The organism is Aureimonas sp. N4 (assembly GCF_001463925.1).
Classification (GTDB): Bacteria; Pseudomonadota; Alphaproteobacteria; order Rhizobiales; family Rhizobiaceae; genus Aureimonas; species Aureimonas ureilytica_A.
Genome location: NZ_BBWS01000016.1, coordinates 102,125 through 118,559 on the forward strand (window position 1 = coordinate 102,125; position 16,435 = coordinate 118,559).

At 64.9% G+C, this 16,435-nt stretch carries 19 protein-coding genes; 15 read left to right on the plus strand and 4 right to left on the minus strand.

All coding sequences use genetic code 11. The features are described 5' to 3' along the window. The first annotated feature begins 27 nt into the window (after positions 1-27). Positions 28-402: a hypothetical protein gene (locus AUL28_RS05745; protein ID WP_062230960.1), complete on the plus strand. Its 375-nt coding sequence runs from the start codon at positions 28-30 to the stop codon at positions 400-402. Between the two features lie 115 nt (positions 403-517). Beyond that, complete coding sequence (gene hemH / locus AUL28_RS05750) at positions 518-1,579, plus strand: ferrochelatase (protein WP_062230961.1); 1,062 nt, start codon at positions 518-520, stop codon at positions 1,577-1,579. Between the two features lie 107 nt (positions 1,580-1,686). On the opposite strand, the gene AUL28_RS05755 is transcribed toward hemH, so the two are convergent. Beyond that, entirely contained in the window at positions 1,687-3,654 is a 1,968-nt protein-coding gene (locus AUL28_RS05755; protein ID WP_062230962.1) for a methyl-accepting chemotaxis protein, read from the minus strand. Positions 3,655-4,073: 419 nt separating this feature from the next. Between AUL28_RS05755 and AUL28_RS05760 the strand changes: the two genes are divergently transcribed. Then, positions 4,074-4,307 carry a general stress protein gene (locus AUL28_RS05760; RefSeq protein WP_082640278.1) on the plus strand — a complete coding sequence of 78 codons (234 nt, stop codon included), beginning with the start codon at positions 4,074-4,076 and terminating at the stop codon, positions 4,305-4,307. A 76-nt stretch (positions 4,308-4,383) separates the two neighbouring features. Here the strand turns inward: AUL28_RS05760 and AUL28_RS05765 are convergent, their stop codons facing one another. Both AUL28_RS05765 and efp read right to left on the minus strand, forming a co-directional pair. Continuing rightward, the gene (locus AUL28_RS05765; protein ID WP_062230963.1) at positions 4,384-5,661 is read right to left on the minus strand and encodes an O-antigen ligase family protein; all 1,278 of its coding nucleotides are present in this window, start codon (positions 5,659-5,661) and stop codon (positions 4,384-4,386) included. Positions 5,662-5,881: 220 nt separating this feature from the next. Then, a complete protein-coding gene (gene efp / locus AUL28_RS05770; protein ID WP_058601846.1) occupies positions 5,882-6,451 on the minus strand; it encodes an elongation factor P in 570 nt (189 codons plus the stop codon). A 103-nt stretch (positions 6,452-6,554) separates the two neighbouring features. Between efp and epmA the strand changes: the two genes are divergently transcribed. The 6 genes from epmA (at position 6,555) to AUL28_RS05800 (ending at position 10,900) form a co-directional block, all read left to right on the plus strand. Beyond that, a complete protein-coding gene (gene epmA, locus AUL28_RS05775) occupies positions 6,555-7,607 on the plus strand; it encodes an EF-P lysine aminoacylase EpmA (RefSeq protein WP_062230964.1) in 1,053 nt (350 codons plus the stop codon). Then, complete coding sequence (locus AUL28_RS05780; RefSeq protein WP_062230965.1) at positions 7,604-8,653, plus strand: lysine-2,3-aminomutase-like protein; 1,050 nt, start codon at positions 7,604-7,606, stop codon at positions 8,651-8,653. The genes epmA and AUL28_RS05780 overlap by 4 nt, the downstream gene beginning before the upstream one ends. Before the next feature lie 55 nt (positions 8,654-8,708). Further along, positions 8,709-8,978, plus strand: coding sequence for an HNH endonuclease (locus tag AUL28_RS05785; RefSeq protein WP_058601892.1), 270 nt, complete (start codon positions 8,709-8,711; stop codon positions 8,976-8,978). Positions 8,979-9,153: 175 nt separating this feature from the next. After that, positions 9,154-9,336 carry a hypothetical protein gene (locus tag AUL28_RS05790; RefSeq protein ID WP_058601843.1) on the plus strand — a complete coding sequence of 61 codons (183 nt, stop codon included), beginning with the start codon at positions 9,154-9,156 and terminating at the stop codon, positions 9,334-9,336. Between the two features lie 405 nt (positions 9,337-9,741). Continuing rightward, positions 9,742-10,641, plus strand: coding sequence for an EamA family transporter (locus AUL28_RS05795; protein WP_062230992.1), 900 nt, complete (start codon positions 9,742-9,744; stop codon positions 10,639-10,641). Between the two features lie 58 nt (positions 10,642-10,699). Continuing rightward, positions 10,700-10,900, plus strand: coding sequence for a hypothetical protein (locus tag AUL28_RS05800; RefSeq protein WP_062230966.1), 201 nt, complete (start codon positions 10,700-10,702; stop codon positions 10,898-10,900). 52 nt (positions 10,901-10,952) lie between these two features. On the opposite strand, the gene AUL28_RS22540 is transcribed toward AUL28_RS05800, so the two are convergent. Continuing rightward, positions 10,953-11,090 (minus strand): hypothetical protein, encoded by a 138-nt coding sequence (locus tag AUL28_RS22540; protein ID WP_156418238.1) that lies wholly within the window; start codon positions 11,088-11,090, stop codon positions 10,953-10,955. Positions 11,091-11,228: 138 nt separating this feature from the next. On the opposite strand from AUL28_RS22540, the gene AUL28_RS22545 reads away from it, so the two are divergent. The 6 genes from AUL28_RS22545 to AUL28_RS05825 all read left to right on the plus strand — a co-directional run bounded on the left by AUL28_RS22545 (position 11,229) and on the right by AUL28_RS05825 (position 16,430). Further along, positions 11,229-11,396 carry a hypothetical protein gene (locus AUL28_RS22545; protein ID WP_156419898.1) on the plus strand — a complete coding sequence of 56 codons (168 nt, stop codon included), beginning with the start codon at positions 11,229-11,231 and terminating at the stop codon, positions 11,394-11,396. 84 nt (positions 11,397-11,480) lie between these two features. Continuing rightward, positions 11,481-11,690, plus strand: a complete 210-nt coding sequence (locus AUL28_RS05805; RefSeq protein WP_058601840.1) for a cold-shock protein — start codon at positions 11,481-11,483, stop codon at positions 11,688-11,690. A 775-nt stretch (positions 11,691-12,465) separates the two neighbouring features. Next, positions 12,466-13,449 carry a tripartite tricarboxylate transporter substrate-binding protein gene (locus AUL28_RS05810; RefSeq protein WP_062230967.1) on the plus strand — a complete coding sequence of 328 codons (984 nt, stop codon included), beginning with the start codon at positions 12,466-12,468 and terminating at the stop codon, positions 13,447-13,449. A 125-nt stretch (positions 13,450-13,574) separates the two neighbouring features. After that, positions 13,575-14,042, plus strand: a complete 468-nt coding sequence (locus tag AUL28_RS05815; protein WP_058601838.1) for a tripartite tricarboxylate transporter TctB family protein — start codon at positions 13,575-13,577, stop codon at positions 14,040-14,042. 11 nt (positions 14,043-14,053) lie between these two features. Beyond that, complete coding sequence (locus AUL28_RS05820) at positions 14,054-15,559, plus strand: tripartite tricarboxylate transporter permease (protein ID WP_058601837.1); 1,506 nt, start codon at positions 14,054-14,056, stop codon at positions 15,557-15,559. 214 nt (positions 15,560-15,773) lie between these two features. After that, a complete protein-coding gene (locus AUL28_RS05825; RefSeq protein ID WP_082640279.1) occupies positions 15,774-16,430 on the plus strand; it encodes a Crp/Fnr family transcriptional regulator in 657 nt (218 codons plus the stop codon). Positions 16,431-16,435 lie beyond the last annotated feature (5 nt).

Below are 16,435 nucleotides of genomic sequence, written 5' to 3' on the forward strand. Positions count from 1 at the left end.
ACCTTCTTCCTGACGGAGCTTTCCACCATGCGCCCCGCCCTCGTCCTTGCCAGCCTTCTTGGCGCCGCCACCGCGCTGTCGGGCTGCCAGCTCGAACCCGAGAGACAGATCGCCGTCGCGCCCAAGCCGGCGACGATCGAGGGTCAGTGGAACTCGGTCGGCGGCCCGGTCGCCTATGTCTCCAACTTCTCGGCCGGCCGCTTCACCTCCAAGACCGCCGATGGCGCGCGGGTTCTGGCCGATGGGTCCTACACCAAGACCAACCCGACGCAGGTGAGCATCATCTTCACCTCCACCACGCGCAACACGCGCGAATCCGTGAACTGCAACCTCATGGCCGCCGATCGCATGGCTTGCGTCAATTCGGCCGGCGCGCGCTTCGAACTGACCCGGCGCGCCTGACCGCCTCCATTGCCAGCTGCCGATCCGGCTCCCATATGCCCGGCGGTGCCCTCGCGAGAGGGCGCCGCCGCTTTGCTTTCGTCGGCCCTCGCATCGCTCTCGTCCCGGACCTGTCATGAACGCTCACGCCCCCACGCTCGCCAGCACTGCCATCGGCCCGCTTCCTGTCGGCCATCCTCCGGTCAAGGCGAAGAAGGTCGGCGTGCTTCTCGTCAATCTGGGCACGCCCGATGGCACCGATTTCAAGCCGATGCGGCGTTATCTCAAGGAGTTCCTGTCGGACAAGCGCGTGATCGAATGGCCGCGCGCCGCCTGGTATCCGATCCTTTACGGCATCGTCCTCAACACGCGGCCGAAGAAATCCGGCCATGCCTATGAGCAGATCTGGAACAAGGAACGCAACGAAAGCCCGCTGCGCACCTTCACCCGCGCGCAGGGCGAGAAGCTCGCCGAGCGCCTGTCGGGCGAGGCCACCATCGTGGTGGACTGGGCGATGCGCTACGGCAATCCCTCCATCGCCGAGCGGGTAGACGCACTGATGGCACAGGGCTGCGAGCGTATTCTCTGCTTTCCGCTCTACCCGCAATATTCGGCTTCGACCACGGCGACCGTGAATGACAAGTTCTTCGAGCACCTCATGTCGAAGCGCTGGATGCCGGCTTCGCGTACGGTGCCCGCCTATCACGACGAGCCGATCTACATCGACGCCCTGGCGCGCTCGATCGAGACGCATCTCGCCACACTCGACTTCGAGCCCGAGCGCGTCATCACCTCCTATCATGGCATTCCGCAGAGCTATTTTCGCAAGGGCGATCCCTATCACTGCCATTGCCAGAAGACCTCGCGGCTTCTGGAGGAGCGCCTCGGCTGGGCCAAGGGGCGGCTGATGACGACCTTCCAGTCCCGGTTCGGGCCGGAAGAATGGCTCCAGCCCTATACCGACAAGACCGTGGAAGCACTGGCCAAGCAGGGGATCAAGAAGATTGCCGTGCTCAACCCCGGCTTCGTGTCCGACTGCCTGGAAACGCTGGAAGAAATCGCGGGGGAAGCCGGTGAAATCTTCCACGAAAACGGCGGCACGCATTTCACCCATATCCCCTGCCTCAACGATTCCGGGCCGGGAATGGACGTGATCGAGCATATGGTGCGGCGCGAATTGCGCGGCTGGGTCGGCTGAAGGCCGGGTGCCCAAGCGCAGACGCTTGGGCTCGCTGCGAGCGGAACACCGAACACGCGCCGAGCGGATGAGCGGGTGCCGCTCCGTCAACCTCTCCTGCGGGCCTGTTAGGCCGCGTGGCGCAGCCGAGGGTCGAAAGCGTCCTCCTCGCTGGTCCCTTCGAGTGGGGCGGGCGAACCGTCGGGTGACGCCGGCTCCGCCTGTTCGCTCTCGGAGCCGATGCGGAAGAACTCCATCGTGTGGGCCAACCGGCCCGCCTCGTGCGACAGGTTGGCGGCGGTGTGGGACATGTCGCCGGCGGCGGCGGCATTGGCCTGGGTCACCTGATCCAGAAGCTGGATGGCCTCGGCGATCTGCTGCGTGCCGATCGCCTGCTCGTGGCAGGCCGCCGAGATTTCCGACACAAGCTCGCTGGTTCGGCTGATCTCGGGCATCAACCGGGCCAGACGCGCCCCGGCCCCTTCGGCGATGCCGAGCGTATCGGCGGACACGCTGGCGGCCTGCCGGGCCGCCATCTGCGAGCGCTCCGCCAGCTTGCGAACCTCGGCCGCCACCACGGCGAAGCCCTTGCCGGACGGGCCGGCGCGCGCGGCCTCGATCGCGGCGTTGAGCGCCAGAAGATCGGTCTGGCGCGCGATCGCGCCGATCGCGCCGACCGACTGCGCGATCGTCCTCATGGCTTCGACGGATTGCGACACGGCCTCTTGAGTCGACGCCGCGTGCTCGCGCACGAGACGGGCGATGGTTTCGGTGTGCGCCGCATTCTCCGCCGTCTGGCGGATGTTGGCGCTCATCTCATCGATCGCGCTGGACGCCTGTTCGCTCGCCGAGGCCTGCTCGCTGGAGCCCGATGAGAGCGTGCCGGATGTTCGCGCCGAGCGCACCGACCCGGCGGCCACCAGATCCGACGAGGCGCGCACGTTCGAGACGATCCGCGACAGGTTCTCCGTCATCTCCGCCATGGCGCGTTGCAGATCGGCGATCTCGTCCGAGCCGGCGGCCGCCAGCCGCTGCGTCAAATCTCCTCCGCCGATGGCGGATACGCAGCGCAGCGTGCGGCGCAGGCGAACCGCGATCGAATGGGTGAGCCACAGCATCATGCCGACGCCCAAAAGGAGGGCCGCGCCGATCAGCGCCAGAAGCGTGTTGCGCGTGTGTTCGTAGCTTTGTTCGGCCTGTGCGGCAAAGCCCCGCGCGGCCTCCTGCGCCTCACCGGTCAACTCGTCCAGCCGGGCCTGCACCCGCTCGGCGGCCGGCCGCTGCACGGTTTCGAGATAGCGCGTCGCCTCGGTCGCACGCGCCTTCATCCCCTCCTGCACCAGCGGGACCATCTCGTCATAGGCGTGGTTCCAGGTGTCCAGAAGCTGGCCGATCATGCGCTCCGTTCCGATCGGCGCCATGGCGTTGAGATCGCCGAATTTGCGGCTCACCAGTTTCTTCAGCGCCTCGAACCGCTCGAACGCGGCCTGCCGTGCTGTCGGATCGGCGGTGGCGAGAAGGTCCACCAGCGACAGGCGGGCCTCGATCATATTGGTCTCGATATCTGAAAGCGTCTGGCGCGCGGCGAAACCCGTATCGCCCTTGCCGGCCAGTTGGCTACGCACCATGCGCAACTTGCCCGTCAGATCCTTCTCGATGGGAGCGAGTGCGCTGCGCGCGCCGGCCACGGCCCAGAGATCGGCTTTCGAGGCATGGGCGAAGGCCTGGTCGGAGACCGGCCGCAGGGCGCGTACGAGTTCGGCAAGGTCGGTTCCCTGCCCTCTTGCCCCTTGCGAGCGCGCGGCCTCGTAGCGCGTCATGTGCTCGTCCAGCGCCCGCCAGGCCTGGGCATAATCGGCGCTGAGATCGGCCGGCTTCACGGTGGAATAGGCCGCGCGCACGATGCGATGGATGCGCTCCAGATCACCCGAAAGTCCGATGGTCGCCTGCACCATCTGGAAGGGCCGATGCGTGAACTCGTCCATGGTTTGGCGACCGGCCTCCAGCGCGAGGAGGCTGCAAAAGCCGACCCCGCCGGTCAGAAGCAGGACGGCACCGAACGTGGCTGCGAGTTTGGTACGGATGGTCAGTTTCATGCGAGTATGTCCGTTCGCCCGAACGGCCTTCTGGAGGGCTTTCGGCGGACAATTGGGGCGGCCGTTCTTATCAGAGGCTCAATCCCATTCTGAAAATTGCGCGCAGTTTTCTCTCGAGCAGCGCTTGCGAAAAACACCTCTTGGGAAAGACATCAGCGGAAACCGTGGCTTGCGCGGCACGCCAAGCGTTATGAAAACTTCACGATGAAATTTCGCCCGTAAGTCTGTCGCGCGCCAATGACCTTACGGAAGATGCGACACAGGGCTTTGAACGATTAAAACTTGCAGAAACCTATATAGCCATCGAAGCAACTTAAGAAGACAATATACCCGACTCAATACGTCATACGAAAACAGTTCATTCGGAACGCGCGGCGAGTATCTCCCGTTTTTCAGCCACACGAACAGGGAGTGCCATCATGGCAACGCAGAATCAGAACCCAGGAAATTTCGCCAACGACCGTGAGAAGGCGTCCGAAGCCGGCCACAAGGGAGGACAGAACTCCGGCGGCAATTTCAAGAACGATCCCGAACGCGCGGCAGAAGCCGGCCACAAGGGCGGTGAAGCCTCGGGCGGCAATTTCAAGAACGACCCCGAACGCGCGGTCGAGGCCGGTCGCAAGGGCGGCGGGGCCTCCGGCGGGCATCGCTGAACGATCTGCGATGGCAAAAACAAAAAAGGCGTCGGGCCCGCACGGGCTCGGCGCTTTTTGCTTGAGGTCTCGCGGCTCAGTCCGTGCGGAAGCGGCCGAGGAGATTGAGCCCGGCCACGACGAAGAAGGTCATGACCCAGAGCGAGTTGGCGCGTTCGAAAAAGAAGCTTTCCAGCATGGCGTTCAGAAGCAGAAACAGAAGCGACATCAGGAAGAAATCGGCCAGTCGTGTGCTTTCGCGCCCCGGCCCCACATGGAGATAGGATTTCAGCGGCGCGCCGACGAGCACCCAGAGCGCCAGGATCAGCCCCGGCCAGCCGACCGACAGGGCAATGTCGAGATAGCCCTCATGCGCGTTCACCGCGCCGCGCGGATCCCAGGAGAACTCCATCGGGATCTCCTGATGGATCAGATTGGCGAGCGTCCAGAAGGCGCCGTGCCCATAGCCCGTCCAGCCATGCCCTTCCATCGCGCCGAGCGCCATGCGCCAAAGCTCGAGACGTCCGGTGAAGCTCGTGCCGGGCGCGATGGCCTGCACGATCTCGCGGGAGAAGGAAAACAGGACGGTGCCGATGGTGAAATAGGCCGCGCCCAGAAGCGCCAGCAGCGCCACGATCACCGGCGCGGCCCGCACCTTCGAAACATGGGCGGACATGACCACGACGAAGACGATGATGGTAAGGCCGAGCGAGGTCTTCGACCCCGTTCGCAGGATGAAGACGGCCGACAGAAGCATGATCAGGAGCCCGATCATGTGGCTCTTCATGCGGAAGAGATAGACACCCGCAAAGAAGAACACCGCCATGGCCGCGCCCGCGACGTTCTTGTGGCTGTAGATGCCACGCCAGAGCCCGGCATGGACATCGCCGACATGCCGGCCGAGGCTCGGCCAGATGAAGACGCCGGCATAGGACATGACCAGCGCCGTCATGACCGCGAACCCAAGCGCGATGCGCAGGGAGCGCCCGTCCGGCGGCAGGCAGAGCGCCCCGGTGACGGCGAGCATGGAGATGCCGGCAAACACGACGCCGCGAAACGTGTCGGCCGGGTCCGCCGTCTGGAGGGAGGAGAGCGCGAACCATCCCAGAAGAAGCACCCAGCTCGGGCGCAGGAGCGCGCGCGCCACGCGCCGCTCGGTGAAGACAAGATGGCCGACGAGCGAGATGAGCGCCAGCAGCCCGTAGCCGAGCTGATTCAGGATATTGCCGCCCGCATCGCCCGTATAGATCGAGGCATAGGGCGTGAGGCTGACGAAGCCGACCGTGAGGATCAGTGTCGCCAGCACCGTGCGCAGGGCATAGACCGCTTCGGCGGACGCCGTTTGCGAAGGCGAGGCCAGGGCGAAATCGCTCATCGCGCGCTCCGCCCCTTGGGCCTGGCGGGCCGCGATCCCCCGCCCCAAGCTGCGAACGAAGACATATCCACGAATTCCCTCGCGCGACGACGCCCGCCGAAGACCCGTCTTCGGCACTGGGACGACTGTCGCGCAGGAGGGTTAACGCCGCCTCACCAGGCGGCGCTCGAAGCGAGGGGAAAGCAGGGCGCCAGGCCATCGCGACCCGCCACCTTCGACATCAGTCCTTGGCGCGCTCGACATAGGAGCCGTCCGCCGTCATGACGACGATGCGGGTACCGGTCGCGATATGCGGGGGAACGAGCGTGCGCACGCCGTTCGACAGGACAGCCGGCTTGTAGGACGAGGAGGCCGTCTGGCCCTTGGTGGTGGGCTCGGTCTCGACCACTTCGTAGATCGCGCGCTGCGGCAGCTCGATCGCGATGGCGCTGTTGTCATAGACCGAGAGCTGAACCGTCATGCCTTCCTGAAGATAGGGTGCGGCATCGCCGATCACCGATTCCGGCACGGCCAGCTGCTCGAAGCTTTCCGGGTTCATGAAGTGGAAGCCTTCGCCGTCCGTGTAGAGGAAGGTGTGGTCGCGCTCTTCCACGAAGGCGCGCTCCACCTGTTCGGTCGTGCGGTAGCGCTCCGACACTTTGGTGCCGTCCGAAATGCGGCGCATGTCGAGCTGGGTGACGGGCGTGCCCTTGCCAGGATGGATGTTCTCGGCAAAGAGAATGACATAGAGCTTGCCGTCTTCGCGTTCGACGACGTTCCCCTTGCGGAGCGAGCTGGCGATCACCTTCACGGGTCTTGTTCCTTATGAATGGCCTTGGATATGGCTGGGGAGCGGCCTAACCCATCTTCGGCCCATCCGCCAGCCGCCACGGACTTTCCGAGTTTCAGCCGATATGACAGACCGATCCCCCTGGTGGACCCCTCATGTCCATGCCGACCGCCGCCCGCGCCTACTGGCTCGGGGCCGGATCAAGGCCGCCTTCCGCGCGGCTTTCGACGCGCAAGGCTTCGTGGAGGTCGAGACGGCGGCGCTTCAGGTCTCGCCCGGAAACGAAGCGCATCTTGCCGCCTTCGCCACCGAAATGCTGCGCATCGACGGCGAGCGCCAGCCGCTTTACCTCCACACCTCACCGGAATTTGCCTGCAAGAAACTGCTGGCCGCCGGCGAGACGCGGCTCTTCACCTTCGCCCCGGTCTATCGCAACCGCGAGCGCGGCGCGCTGCATTCGCCCGAATTTACCATGCTGGAATGGTATCGCACCGGCGAGACCTATGAGCGGCTGATGGAGGACAGTGCGGCGCTCCTGCGCCTTGCCGCAGAGGTGGCCGATATCGGGCGCTTCCGCTTTCGAGGCCGCGAGGTGGACCCGTTCGCCGAGGCCGAGCGGTTGAGCGTGTCGCAAGCCTTCCGCCGCTTCGTCGGCTTCGACATTCTGGACAGCGTGGACGAAGCGGGCGGCACGGATCGGGATGCGCTGGCCGAGGCCATGCGCGGCGCGGGACTGCGCGCCACACCCGACGATACCTGGGCGGATCTTTTCAGCCGCGCGCTGGTGGAGCGCGTCGAGCCAATGATCGGCAACGGCCGCGCGACGATCCTGGACGAATATCCGGCCGCCGAAGCCGCGCTCGCCCGCCGCTCGCCCCGCGACCCGCGCGTGTCGGAGCGCTTCGAACTTTATGCCTGCGGCGTCGAGCTTGCCAATGCCTTCGGCGAGCTGACGGACGCGGCCGAGCAACGCCGCCGGCTTCTGGCCGAGATGGACGAGAAGGAGCGTGTCTATGGCGAGCGCTATCCGCTGGACGAGGATTTCCTCGAAGCCCTCGCCGTCATGCCGCAGGCGAGCGGCATCGCGCTCGGCTTCGATCGTCTCGTCATGCTGGCGCTGGGTGCAAGCCGGGTGGACGATGTGATCTGGACGCCGGTCGCGGAGTTCGCGCCGTGAGCCGGCCGGTTCGCAGCGCGGCGGCGCTGGTGGAGGCGGGCCTTGCCCCGGAGGAGCGGCTGGAGGCCCTGTCGGCGGTCGCCTCCCGCTATGCCGTGTCGATCACGGCCGAGATGGCGGCCTTGATCGAGGCGCCGGACGATCCGATCGGCCTGCAATTCGTGCCTGATATCAGGGAACTGATCCACGCGCCGGAAGACGAGGCCGACCCGATCGGTGACGACGCGCATTCGCCCCTCGCCGGCATCGTTCATCGCTACCCCGACCGCGTGCTTCTGAAGCCGCTGCATGTCTGCCCCGTTTATTGCCGCTTCTGCTTTCGGCGCGAGATGGTTGGCCCGGAAGGGCTCGGCACCCTGTCCGACGCGGAGCTGGACGCGGCCTTCGCCTATATCGCGGCCCATCCCGAGATCTGGGAAGTCGTGGTGACGGGCGGCGATCCCTTCGCCCTGTCGCCGCGCCGGCTGGCCCATCTGAGCGAGCGGCTCGGCGCGATCCCGCACGTCAAGGTTCTGCGTTTTCACACGCGCGTGCCCGTGGTGGAGCCGTCCCGCGTCTCAGCCGAGTTGGTGGCCGCGTTGAAGCGCTTTCCCGGCGCGGTCTTCGTCGCGCTTCATGCCAACCACTCCCGTGAATTCACGCCCGAGGCCGAGGCTGCCATCGCGCGGCTGGTGGATGCGGGCCTTCCGATGGTGAGCCAGAGCGTGCTCCTGCGCGGCGTCAACGACGATGCAGAAACGCTGGGGCAATTGATGCGCCGCTTCGTGGAGAACCGGATCAAGCCCTATTATCTCCATCAGGGCGATTTCGCGCCGGGCACCGGCCATCTGCGCACCAGCCTTCATGAAGGCCAAGCGTTGATGCGCGCCTTGCGCGGGCGCGTCTCGGGCCTGTGCCAGCCGACCTATGTGCTCGACATTCCCGGCGGCTACGGCAAGGTTCCGGTGGGACCGTCCTATCTGGAAGAGGACGGCCACGGCTGGCAGGTGGAAGATCCCTCCGGGGCGCGCCATGCCTATCCTCCCTCAGCCGAGGGCGACGACTGATCCCTTTGGCCGCAGGCTCTTGCGAGGCGGGGCGGCGAGGACTCATCTCCTAGCGATGAGCGCTCTTCCATCCGAATGCTGGCTCTGCCGCCGCCCGCTTGGCCGAAAGGTCGAGTGGCACCACCCCAAGCCCAAAAGCCGGGGCGGGCGCGACACGGTGCCGGTTCACCCGATCTGCCATCGCACCATTCATGCGAGCTTCACCAACGCCGAACTGGCGCGGTTCGAGGCCGATGGCGTGGCGCTGGCAGCCCATCCCAAGCTGGAGCGGTTCCTCAGCTGGATCGCGCGCAAGCCGCCCGACTTCCACGCGCCGACGCGTTGAGCGATTCCCCAGAAGGCGTGGTGCGCCGCCCTCGCAAGGCAAGGCCGAAACCGGAGTTTTCCAGACATTTAAAACGCGCTTCATGCTGATTTTGCAGGGGAAATCCAGCGAGACGCAAGATTTCACAAGAGAGCTCCATGCGATGCTGGACCAGATCAGAATCGGAGATCGAGCCATGGCGCATCCCGCCCTACAGAACCCGGACGAACTCGACCGCACCATCGAACTGGCCTTGGCCGAGGTCGATGGCGACACGCTTCAGGCCCTGCGCAATCTCGTCATGCGCCAGCGCGAACTGGAAATGGAACTCAGCCGCACCGTTTCGGCCGGCTATGTCCGCCGCCGCCCGGCAGCCTGACCCCTCATGACGCGGAAGGGCGCACGCCGCCCTTCCCGCTTGCCGCTCGGCTGACGGCGCTGTTCAAGCGCATGTGAAAAGCCTAAGAGCTTGCCTCGCGGTGTTTCGCAGGAGCGAGACCGAGGCCCGACAGGGCGGCGCGAGGCGACAAAAGGTGATCCTGCCTCCAGGCAGTTTCCCGTCCTTCTCCCGCCCCAAGCTCGATGCCTTGCGTTCTGCCCAAGCGAGACGCCGACGGGCGCTGCCCAGCGTCCGGCAAGGCCGAGCGATCTCAGCCTTGCACCCGAGCATTCCCGGCGAGAACGGCATCCGCCCTCCGCATGGACACTGCGCAAGACAGGACGCGAGAGCGCTTTCGGCGGAGCCTTGCTCGCCGAGCGCTTTCCCGATCGCGAAAGGCTGGCCATGGACACGTCCCTCCTCCCCTTCCGGCATTTTCTGCTGGGTCTGGCCGTGGTCGCCGTCTGGGGCACCAATTTCGTCGTGATCCATATGGGACTCGAACATCTACCCCCGCTTCTCTTCGCGGCCCTGCGCTTTCTCTTCGCGGCCCTTCCCGGCGTGTTCTTTCTCAAGCGACCGAACGTGCCCTGGAGCCATCTCGCCGCCTATGGCGTCCTGATCGGCGCGGGCCAGTTCGGGCTGCTCTTCGTGGCGCTGCGCGGATCGATCTCGCCCGGCCTCGCCTCGCTCGTGGTCCAGGCGCAGGTCTTCTTCACCATCGGCCTGTCCATGCGGCTGTCGGGCGAGCGGGTGCAGTCCTATCAATGGGTGGCGCTTCTCTTCGGCATCGCCGGCCTCGGCGTCATCCTGACGCATACGGACGGATCGGCAACGCCTCTCGGTCTCGTGCTCGTGCTTCTGGCGGCGCTCGCCTGGGCGGGCGGCAACATCGTGTCGCGTGCCAGCAAGACGACGGACATGCTTCCCTATGTCGTCTGGGCCAGCCTGTTCTCGGCGCCCCCGCTTTTTATCCTGTCCTTTGTCCTGGAAGGCTGGCCGGCCATCCGCCAAGGATTGGTCTCGGCCGATGCCGCGACCTGGGCGGCCGTGCTCTGGCAGACGATCGGCAACACGATGTTTGGTTACGCCGCCTGGGGCTGGCTCCTGTCGCGCCACCCAGCCGCGCTGGTGACGCCGCTGGCGCTGCTCGTGCCGCTCTTCGGAATGGGAGCCTCGGCCTTCTGGCTGGGCGAGCCGCTGCCGCTCTGGAAGATCGCGGCGGCTCTGCTCGTCATGAGCGGCCTGGTGATCGGCCTGCTCTATCCTCGTTGGAAGGCCGCGCGATCCGCCAAACCGGCATGAGACTTTTCCTGACTTGGCGCGTTGAAAAGGAACCGATACTTTAACACGGCAGGTTCCCATGAGCTCTTCAACGGAACGCGACGCGATCTCGAACGGGATGAATGCCCGTCCGCTTCATGATGGCATTGCCCAAAGCGGTTCAGGCCTCCCGGACGACGGCGCCAAGCCGCTCGATATCAGCCCGGAAGACGAACAGCGCCTTCGCAAGACGCTGCTCGGGGAGGACGGCGAAGCCGAAGTGGAAGCGCATCCGTCGTAGTGCCTGGGCCATAAGCTCGAAAGCCGAGAGCACGGCGCGTTCGCGGAAGCGTTCAGCCCACCATGCGCAGCACGAACTGCGGCAACGGCGGGAAGGCCAGACAGGCGGCAGCGAAGATTCCGGCCGCCGTCAGGGCGAGAGCGGTCATATCGACGACAAAGGTCATGAAACGGTCGAGAAGCATGGTCATCCAATCCTTGCTGGCCCGTCCGAAATTGGTTCGATTCGGTTGAGGATTGGTTAGGAACGATGGCCGAATTCGGACATTGTTCCTGCTGTGTTCCCCTTGCCACATCGGCCTAGATTTTGGCGAAAAGGCTTTCACCCCTTGCGGGACAGCCGCTTTCGATCGGTCACGAATCCCTGCCTGAAGCTGATGGCCGGGCGGCAAAATAATGCGGATGCCCGCCTTGAAAAAGAGATGGGGCCTGCTCATAGTATTACCCATCGAATGATGGCCGGAAAGTTTGTCGACGCGCTGCGGCCCAGCGCATGATCAATCCATTTCTTCGCAGACTTCGATGCAGTTGGGCGCAATTTTTGCGCCTTCAGGGCACACGACTATTCAGAAAGGTATCCCATGGCTACGGGAACCGTTAAGTGGTTTAACACCGAAAAGGGCTTTGGTTTCATCGCCCCGGACAACGGCGGCCAGGACGCCTTCGTTCATATCAGCGCTGTGCAGCGCGCCGGTCTGCAGACCCTGCAGGACGGTCAGAAGGTCAGCTTCGAGCTCGTGGCCGATCGCCGCACGGGCAAGATGGCAGCCGACAGCCTCAAGGCTCTCTAAGCCAGACCTGCTGGTTCAGCTTCACGCAAGCTCCACCAGTTACAACAGCAACACTCATCCCAACGCCGACCACGGATGTACTGGCGGCCTGGGATAGTGACGGCGGGATGGTCGATCCCCAAGATCCCATTCCTTTGCGAACCCTGCGCTCTGCCGAGCCGCAGGGTTTTGCTTTTTCCGATCAGGGCTAGGACGAGCTACGTCCGTCAAGCGCTCCGTATCCGCGCTATCAAGCAGTTGCCAAACGACTCTGCGCTGAAATTTAAACGGAGTTTTCGTCCGTCCTCGCGAAGCGACGCGCAGTCCGCGCCGAAGGCATAGGCGTCCTCCAGCACTCCGTGACACATACACGACCCGGCGAGCCATCGTTCGAGGTCCCGAGACCCTCGCCGCCCTCCCTTCGTGCCCCGCTTTCCGCTCGAAATTTCGGCGCAGCCTCCTTTTTGATTCGCGGCCGAAACGTCCTTCAAGCGTCGAGGCTGCTTTCAAGCATGACGCGACGGTGGCAAGCTTGCCCTTCCAATCATCAAATCGCCGTGAGTGAGCGTGGCATCGCCTATGGAGATGAGGGAGCAAATGCCAATCCCCTTTCGCGCTTCAATCGATCAAAATCGCTCGAAACCTGGGAGATGGCGCGCTCCGGGCGTCTTCGCCTCATCACCTGTCAGCCATACTTCGTATGCGACCTGCCTCTTCCTCGACTGGACAAGCCTTCTCCCTTCGGTCCCTCATATCGTTATGCCGAAAGGCGGAACCGACATTTCTGGGAGGAACCATGTCGTTCTCACTCAAGGGCTTGATCGCATCCTTCGCGCTGGCCTCCGCATTGACGCTGCCGGCCGCAGCACAAAGCACCTATCCCACGCAGCCCATCACCATCGTGGTTCCCTTCTCCGCCGGCGGCCCGACCGATACGGTGACGCGCCTGATCGCGCAGTCCATGTCGAGCGATCTCGGGCAGCAGGTGCTGGTGCAGAATGTCGGCGGGGCGGGCGGCACGCTCGGCGCGGGTCAGGTCGCCAAGGCCAAGCCGGACGGCTACACGCTGCTTCTCCACCATATCGGCATGTCCACCGCGCCGACCCTCTATCGCAATCTCGGCTTCGACCCCGTAAAGGACTTCGCGCCCGTCGGCCTCGTCACCTCGGTTCCCATGACCATCGTGGCGCGCAAGGATTTCGAGCCCGCGGATATGGCCGCGCTGGTCGCCCATCTCAAGAAGGATGGCACCAACGTGACCTATGCCAATGCCGGCATCGGCTCCGCCTCGCATCTCTGTGGCATGTTGCTTCAGGAAACGCTGGGCGTGCAGATGGTGACGGTGCCCTATCAGGGCGCGGCCCCAGCCATGACCGATATCGTGGGCGGTCAGGTCGATCTGATCTGCGACCAGACCACCAACACCACTAACCAGATCAAGGCCGGCGAAGTGAAGGCCTATGCCGTGACCTCGCCTGAGCGTCTGGCCTCGCTGCCCGACCTGCCGACCACCAAGGAAGCGGGCCTCGAAAAGCTCGACATCGGCGTCTGGCACGGAATCTACGGGCCGGCGGGCATGGACCCGGCCATCGTCGCCCGTCTCCAGGAATCCCTGAAGAAGGCCCTGGCCAACGAGACCGTGAAGGCGCGCTTCGCAGAACTCGGCACCGCGCCGGTTTCGCCCGACGAGGCCAGCCCCGAGGCTCTGGGCAAGGAGCTTTCATCGCAGATCGCGCAGTGGAAGCCGATCATCGAGGCGGCCGGCGTCTACGCCAACTGACGAGCGGCAGGGTCCCGCCGTTCGATCGAACCGGCTGGACCCGCCCCCTGCCCGATACGCGCGCGCCTATCGGCCCGGCGCGGACGGGGATCTTTGACTATCGAGAGAAGGGAACCCCGCGCCAGATGTCTTCGAGCGCCGATATTCGCTCACGCCGCGATTTTTTCGCCGCCCTCATCTTCGTCACCGTGGCGCTTGCCTTCGGGCTGGAGTCGCTGAACTATCCGCTCGGTAGCGCGCTGCGCATGGGGCCGGGCTTCATTCCGCTGGTTCTGGCGGTCGTTCTCGCCCTTCTCGGCGTGATTATCGGCTTTACCGGCCTGCGCAAGCATGAGCGGATTCAACCCTCGCCCATACCCTGGAAGGGCATCGCCCTCGTGGTTCTGGCGCTGGTGATCTTCGGCGAGTTCGGTGCCCTGCTCGGCCTCGTGCCCGTGGTGTTCGTCGGCACCGCCATCGTCGCACTGGCATCGGCACGCAACACCATTCTCTCCTCGCTCGCTATCGCCGCCTGCATGTCGGCCCTCTGCTGGCTGGTCTTCAAGATCGGGCTCGGCATCACCCTGCCGACCTTCGGCCCCCTCTTTTCCTGACGGAGCAGCGCATGGAACTCCTGTCCAATCTCGCGCTCGGCTTCGAGACGGCCTTCACGGTCACCAATATCTTCTGGTGCTTCATCGGCGTGTTGCTCGGCACGCTCGTCGGCGTCCTGCCCGGCATCGGGCCGACGGCGACCATCGCCATGCTGCTGCCGATCACCTTCACCTTCTCGCCCGTCACCGCCCTTATTATGCTATCCGGCATCTATTACGGCGCGCAATATGGCGGCTCCACCACCGCCATCCTGATCAACCTGCCCGGCGAAAGCTCCTCGGCGGTGACGGCCATCGACGGTTATCAGATGGCCCGCAAGGGCCATGCGGGTAAGGCGCTCGCCACAGCAGCGCTCGGCTCCTTCTTCGCCGGCTCGGTCGCCACCCTGCTTCTGGCCGTCGCCGCCCCGCCTCTGTCGCGCGTCGCGCTCCAGTTCGGCGCGCCGGAATATTTCGCGCTGATCGTGCTCGGCCTTCTCGTCTCGATTTCGCTCGCCCATGGCTCGGTGATCAAGGCGCTGGCGATGATCTTTCTGGGCCTCCTGCTCGGCACGGTCGGCCAGGACATCTACACCGGCACGCCGCGCTTCACGCTCGGCCAGCTCGAACTCTACCAAGGCATCAATTTCGTCTCGATCGCCGTCGGCGTCTTCGGCGTGGCGGAAATCTTCCGCAATCTCGAGAACGAGACGACGCGTGAGGTCGGCGTCAAGAAGGTCTCGGGCCTCTGGCTCACCAAGGACGACTTCAAGCGCATCGCCGCCCCTGTCGTGCGGGGCACGGTGCTCGGCTCCATTCTCGGCGTTCTGCCGGGCGGTGGCCACGTCCTCTCCTCCTTCGCCTCCTATTCGCTGGAGAAGAACCTCGCCAAGAACAAGTCCGAGTTCGGCCACGGCGCGATCCAAGGCGTCGCCGGCCCCGAGAGCGCCAACAACGCCGCCGCGCAGACCTCGTTCATCCCGCTTCTGACGCTCGGCATCCCGGCTCACCCGGTCATGGCCCTGATCGTCGGCGCGTTCATCCTCCAGGGCATCACGCCCGGCCCGAACGTCATCAACACGCAGCCCGCGCTCTTCTGGGGCATCATCGCCTCCATGTGGATCGGCAATGTGCTCCTCGTCATCCTGAACCTGCCGTTGATCGGGCTCTGGGTGAAGATGCTAACCATTCCCTACCGCGTCCTGTTTCCCGCCATCGTCCTGTTCGCCGCCATCGGCTGCTACTCGATCAACAACAACCCGTTCGATGTCTACGCGATCGGCGTGTTCGGCCTTCTGGGTTACGTGCTGATCCGGCTGGGATGCGAGCCCGCGCCTCTGCTGCTTGGCTTCGTGCTGGGCCCGCTGCTCGAAGAGCATCTGCGCCGCGCCATGATCATCTCGCGCGGCAATGCCATGGTGTTCCTGGAGCGCCCGATCTCGGCCACGCTTCTGGCTCTTGGTCTTGCCGCCGTCATCGTCGCGCTGCTGCCCTCCATTCGCGCCAAGCGCAAGGAGGTCTTCGTCGAAGACGATTGATTCTTATGCCATAACTCAGGAGCATGGCTGCGCCCGTCCCTGCGAGGGTTGACCCTTCGTCGCAGCGGGCGCACCAGTATGGAAGCCTTTGCAATCGGCTTTCCGGAGAAGATCCGTGTCGCGGCCCGTCGCCCTGCACCCCGCCGTCTCACCCCTGCCCGAGCGCGCCCATCGTCCGCCCTGCGGCGCATGCGCCGAGTGCGGCGTGCGGACCATGGCGGTCTGCGCGGCCCTGGCGGATGACGAGATCGGCGCGCTGGAGCGGATCATGACCGCGCGCCGGCTGGACGCGGATGAAACGCTGGTGGTGGAAGGCGAAAGCCGCAAGCGCGTCTACAGCCTGACCGAGGGCATGTTGCGCCTGTCGATGGCCCTGCCGGACGGTCGCCGCCAGATCACCGGCTTCCTGCTGCCCGGCGACTATCTCGGTTTGGCCGACGACGAGGTCTATACGGCGAGCGTCGAAGCGGTGGTGCCCGCCGCTCTCTGCTCCTTCCCGGTGCGGGAAATGGACGCTTTGATCGAAACCTATCCCCGGCTGAAGGACCGGCTGTTCCGTTTCACGCGCGCGGCGCTGCGTCAGGCGCGGGAGAATCAGGTCATTCTCGGCCGGCTGGCCCCGGTGGAGAAGCTCGCGGCCTTTCTTCTCGCCCTGTCGCGCCGGATGGCGGAAAACAAGCTGGCCGACAATCCCGTGCCGCTCGCCATGACGCGCGCCGATATTGCGGACTATCTCGGCCTCACCATCGAAACCGTGTCGCGCTCCTTCACCAAGCTGCGCAACCAGGGCCTCATTCGCCTGCCCGACGCGCATCTGGTGGAGATCGTGGACCGGCGCTCGCTGGAGGCGGTGGCCGGGACGATGGCTTGAGATGC

What these genes read in the sequence shown, in the direction of transcription:
- AUL28_RS05765 (WP_062230963.1), bottom strand. Translation starts at nt 5,661, where the DNA reads ATGAGCGATTTCGCCCTGGCCTCGCCTTCGCAAACGGCGTCCGCCGAA.
- AUL28_RS05810 (WP_062230967.1), top strand. Translation starts at nt 12,466, where the DNA reads ATGTCGTTCTCACTCAAGGGCTTGATCGCATCCTTCGCGCTGGCCTCC.
- AUL28_RS05760 (WP_082640278.1), top strand. Translation starts at nt 4,074, where the DNA reads ATGGCAACGCAGAATCAGAACCCAGGAAATTTCGCCAACGACCGTGAG.
- AUL28_RS05790 (WP_058601843.1), top strand. Translation starts at nt 9,154, where the DNA reads ATGGCGCATCCCGCCCTACAGAACCCGGACGAACTCGACCGCACCATC.
- AUL28_RS05815 (WP_058601838.1), top strand. Translation starts at nt 13,575, where the DNA reads ATGTCTTCGAGCGCCGATATTCGCTCACGCCGCGATTTTTTCGCCGCC.
- AUL28_RS05755 (WP_062230962.1), bottom strand. Translation starts at nt 3,654, where the DNA reads ATGAAACTGACCATCCGTACCAAACTCGCAGCCACGTTCGGTGCCGTC.
- hemH (WP_062230961.1), top strand. Translation starts at nt 518, where the DNA reads ATGAACGCTCACGCCCCCACGCTCGCCAGCACTGCCATCGGCCCGCTT.
- AUL28_RS05800 (WP_062230966.1), top strand. Translation starts at nt 10,700, where the DNA reads ATGAGCTCTTCAACGGAACGCGACGCGATCTCGAACGGGATGAATGCC.
- AUL28_RS05820 (WP_058601837.1), top strand. Translation starts at nt 14,054, where the DNA reads ATGGAACTCCTGTCCAATCTCGCGCTCGGCTTCGAGACGGCCTTCACG.
- AUL28_RS22540 (WP_156418238.1), bottom strand. Translation starts at nt 11,090, where the DNA reads ATGACCATGCTTCTCGACCGTTTCATGACCTTTGTCGTCGATATGACC.
- AUL28_RS05785 (WP_058601892.1), top strand. Translation starts at nt 8,709, where the DNA reads ATGAGCGCTCTTCCATCCGAATGCTGGCTCTGCCGCCGCCCGCTTGGC.
- AUL28_RS05805 (WP_058601840.1), top strand. Translation starts at nt 11,481, where the DNA reads ATGGCTACGGGAACCGTTAAGTGGTTTAACACCGAAAAGGGCTTTGGT.
- AUL28_RS05745 (WP_062230960.1), top strand. Translation starts at nt 28, where the DNA reads ATGCGCCCCGCCCTCGTCCTTGCCAGCCTTCTTGGCGCCGCCACCGCG.
- AUL28_RS05825 (WP_082640279.1), top strand. Translation starts at nt 15,774, where the DNA reads ATGGCGGTCTGCGCGGCCCTGGCGGATGACGAGATCGGCGCGCTGGAG.
- epmA (WP_062230964.1), top strand. Translation starts at nt 6,555, where the DNA reads ATGACAGACCGATCCCCCTGGTGGACCCCTCATGTCCATGCCGACCGC.
- AUL28_RS05795 (WP_062230992.1), top strand. Translation starts at nt 9,742, where the DNA reads ATGGACACGTCCCTCCTCCCCTTCCGGCATTTTCTGCTGGGTCTGGCC.